Below are 3,633 nucleotides of genomic sequence, written 5' to 3'. Positions count from 1 at the left end.
TAATTGATATATTTTTCTGGCTCGCGATTTATTTGATCAAGCATTGTTTCAACAAGTTCCGCTGGAAAGCGAAACGTGCTCGCTTCATTGTTCACAGCAAAAGTGACTGTATAGACGTCGTCTTCTTTTGTATATGCGATTTGTTCAACCGCATGATCTTCGCGCAGCAAGTCGGCAAAAAATTGTTCCGTCTCTTGTGCTGCCGTATCATCTGGGCGCGCATGTGCAACCACTTTAATCGTCAGCCAATTGTACACCGCATCTTGTAGCTTCATGCGCTCTCCTTCCTTTCTTGACGCAATCGCCATTTATAAATCATTAACACGACCGCTGCGACAAGCAATCCTTCTGCCACCGGTAAAAAAACAGCAAAAAACGTTAAAATCGTACAACCGAGCACAAGTAGCGTATAAATGACAACGTTTTTTAATAGTGGCAGCTTGCGAGCAAAGCCAAGACGATACACGATCATGGCTAACACAACAATCGTCCCGTATAGCAGCCACATTCCTTTTTCCGGTTGTTCATGCACGTGATATAGCGAAGCGAAAAATGACAGGCGACCGATCACATCCATGACGACCCCTCCTACTTCTTTTGCTCAGCGAGTTTTTTCTTTTTCGCGATTTTTTCGCGTTCGTTTTTATCTAATATTTTTTTCCGTAAGCGAATCGATTGTGGCGTTACTTCGCAATATTCGTCGTCGTTTAAATATTCGAGCGCTTCTTCTAACGACATGAGGCGCGGCTTTTTCATCGTCACCGTCTGCTCTTTCGTTGACGAGCGGACGTTTGTCACGTGTTTCGTTTTGCATACGTTAACGACTAAATCGTTGTCGCGGCTATGTTCGCCAACGATCATCCCTTCATATACTTCCGTTCCCGGCTCGATGAAAATGACGCCCCGATCCTCCACTTGCATAATGCCGTAAGCGGTCGCTTTTCCTGTTTCCATCGAAATGAGCACACCTTGATGTCTGCAGCCAATTTGGCCTGCGATGACCGGCTGGTAGCTATCAAATGAATGGTTTAAAATGCCGTATCCGCGCGTGAGCGACATAAATTCTGTCCGATACCCGATTAATCCGCGCGCAGGAACGAGGAAAATAAGGCGCACTTGCCCGCTTCCGTTGTTGATCATATCGACCATTTCCCCTTTGCGCGCACCGAGCGACTCCATAATCGCCCCTGTATACTCTTCAGGAATATCAATTTGCACGCGCTCAACCGGCTCACACATGACGCCGTCGATTTCTTTCATAATGACTTCTGGCTTCGACACTTGCAGTTCAAAACCTTCACGGCGCATATTTTCAATTAAAATGGACAAATGTAACTCCCCTCGTCCTGAAACGATCCATGCATCTGGCGAATCGGTCGGCTCGACGCGAAGCGATACGTCCGTTTCTAACTGGAGACGAAGGCGCTCTTCAATTTTTCTCGCTGTGACATGTTTCCCTTCACGTCCGGCAAATGGGCTATTATTGACGAGAAACGTCATTTGCAACGTCGGCTCGTCAATGCGAAGCGGAGGTAACGCTTCTTGAGCATCGAGCGGACATACCGTCTCGCCTACGTTAATATCTTCCATGCCAGAAACGGCGACTAAATCGCCTGCTTTCGCTTCTTCAATTTCGATGCGCTTTAAGCCGAGAAAGCCAAACAGTTTCGTGACGCGAAACGTTTTTACTGATCCGTCCAATTTCATGAGCGCCACTTGTTGCCCTACTTGCATGCGCCCACGGAAAATGCGTCCGATGCCAATTCGGCCGACGTAGTCGTTATAGTCAAGAAGCGCTACTTGAAATTGAAGCGGCTCATCGCTATTGTCCATAGGGGCAGGAATATGTTCAACAATCGTTTCAAACAGCGCGGTCATATCGGCATCTTGTTTGTCCGCATGTAAACTCGCTGTCCCGTTAATTGCCGAAGCGTACACGACCGGAAATTCGAGCTGTTCTTCCGACGCCCCGAGCTCAATAAATAAATCGAGCACTTCATCGACAACTTCGTGTGGGCGGGCGAATTCGCGGTCAATTTTATTGACGACAACAATCGGTGTTAAGTTTTGTTCGAGCGCTTTTTTTAATACGAATCGCGTTTGCGGCATGCATCCTTCATACGCATCGACGACGAGAAGCACCCCATCGACAAGGCGCATAATGCGCTCGACTTCGCCGCCAAAGTCCGCATGTCCCGGTGTATCTAAAATGTTAATGCGCGTCCCTTTGTATTGAATGGCTGTATTTTTTGCTAAAATGGTAATGCCTCGTTCACGTTCAAGATCGTTGCGATCAAGCGCCCGTTCCTCTACTTGTTCGTTCGCCCGAAACGTACCGGACTGGCGAAGCAATTGGTCGACTAACGTCGTTTTTCCATGGTCAACGTGCGCAATAATCGCGATGTTGCGAATATCATTTCTCACTTTTGTCAACTCCTATTTTTCAACATTGCGCGTCTATTATAGCACAAACATAGTAGAAAAGCGGAATGTTTTGTTGTAATCTAAAAGGAAAGGGGAGGAAAACATATGAACAAATTTCAACCGCTTTTTTTTATGATCGCATTGCTTGCAACGACGATGATGATCGTCATCGGCATTGCGATCGCTTACCGACATGTGTCGGCGATCATTGCGGCGACGATCGCTTTCCTTGGCGTCATGGGATTCGGCTTTTCATTAAAAAAAAGAAACAGCGCTAACGAGCGATAGTTAGCGCTTAATCATCGAAAGTACTTCTTCGTGCAATCTCGGTTTAGAAACGAATACGGAACTTTTTTCGATCATATTGATCGGTTCGCCGTACAAGTTCGTCACGACACCGCCGACTTCTTGAACGATCACCATGCCGCCTGCAATATCCCAAGGGGATAAACGAAGCGTAATGTACGCATCGAGCTTCCCAGCAGCAATGTACGCCATCTCGAGCGCAGCGGAACCGTACGAGCGCGTGCCGCGCGCTTTTTTTACGAGCGGGGCGAGCACATTCGGATCGATGCGGCGGTTTTCCGTCACCCATGTTGCATTTAATGAAATGATGGAGCGGTCAAGCGTCGTTTTTTCAAGCGGAGGAAGCGGCGTGCCATTTACAAACGCCCCTTTTCCTTTTTGGGCATAGTACAGTTCGTCAAATGCGACGTCGTAAATGTAGCCGAGCATGCCTACCCCATCGTGAAACACTCCGACTGAAATGGCAAAATGGCGCTGCTGATGGACGAAATTCATCGTCCCGTCAATCGGGTCAATGATCCAAACGGTGCCGTCTAACGCCTCGAGCTGATCGCCGAACCCTTCTTCCCCTAAAACGTGATGCGTCGGATACGTCTTACGAATGCGCTCGATGAAAAATTGTTCAATTTCCCGATCGACGTTGGTTACTAAATCGGACGGACTTGACTTCGTTTCGATATTTAGTTTCGTTTGGAACGCATCACGAATGCGCTCCCCTGCTTCGCGAATCCAATGCTGCATATGTTGATCAATTTCGTTCCACATATTCATCCTCCTGCATATACTTATGTAGAAAAGGCGGCGCTTGCCGCCTTCTCGCGTCCGTTTCATTTCGACAGACGAATCAGTTCTTGGCGTAATTTTTCTAATTTTCGTTTACATTCATTTTTTTTCGCTTCGTTA

5 protein-coding genes are annotated in these 3,633 nt (G+C 47.3%); 1 reads left to right on the top strand and 4 read right to left on the bottom strand.

The window, feature by feature from the left end:
• From V7Z64_RS12370 to typA, 3 genes are all read right to left on the bottom strand, one after another.
• Positions 1-275 (bottom strand): hypothetical protein (locus tag V7Z64_RS12370; protein WP_334110590.1); only part of this gene is annotated, 275 nt, incomplete at its 3' end.
• Complete coding sequence (locus tag V7Z64_RS12365) at positions 272-577, bottom strand: YlaH-like family protein (protein ID WP_003395183.1); 306 nt, start codon at positions 575-577, stop codon at positions 272-274. The genes V7Z64_RS12370 and V7Z64_RS12365, both read right to left, overlap by 4 nt.
• An 11-nt stretch (positions 578-588) precedes the next feature.
• Entirely contained in the window at positions 589-2,433 is a 1,845-nt protein-coding gene (typA, locus tag V7Z64_RS12360) for a translational GTPase TypA (RefSeq protein ID WP_297991343.1), read from the bottom strand.
• A gap of 96 nt (positions 2,434-2,529) precedes the next feature.
• Here typA and V7Z64_RS12355 point away from each other — a divergent pair, with 96 nt between their 5' ends.
• On the top strand, positions 2,530-2,712 hold the full coding sequence (locus V7Z64_RS12355) for a DUF5325 family protein (protein WP_297991344.1): 183 nt from the start codon (positions 2,530-2,532) through the stop codon (positions 2,710-2,712).
• On the opposite strand, the gene V7Z64_RS12350 is transcribed toward V7Z64_RS12355, so the two are convergent.
• A complete protein-coding gene (locus V7Z64_RS12350; RefSeq protein WP_297991346.1) occupies positions 2,713-3,495 on the bottom strand; it encodes an inositol monophosphatase family protein in 783 nt (260 codons plus the stop codon).
• Between the last annotated feature and the right edge of the window lie 138 nt (positions 3,496-3,633).

Source organism: Anoxybacillus sp., assembly GCF_036834105.1.
Classification (GTDB): domain Bacteria; phylum Bacillota; class Bacilli; order Bacillales; family Anoxybacillaceae; genus Anoxybacillus.
The sequence above is the reverse complement of the archived record's forward strand: the minus strand, read 5'-3'. Positions and strand labels throughout refer to the sequence as shown.

Excerpts from the sequence above, each read along its gene's own strand:
- V7Z64_RS12350 (WP_297991346.1), bottom strand. The coding sequence starts at position 3,495 with ATGTGGAACGAAATTGATCAACATATGCAGCATTGGATTCGCGAAGCA.
- V7Z64_RS12365 (WP_003395183.1), bottom strand. The coding sequence starts at position 577 with ATGGATGTGATCGGTCGCCTGTCATTTTTCGCTTCGCTATATCACGTG.
- V7Z64_RS12355 (WP_297991344.1), top strand. The coding sequence starts at position 2,530 with ATGAACAAATTTCAACCGCTTTTTTTTATGATCGCATTGCTTGCAACG.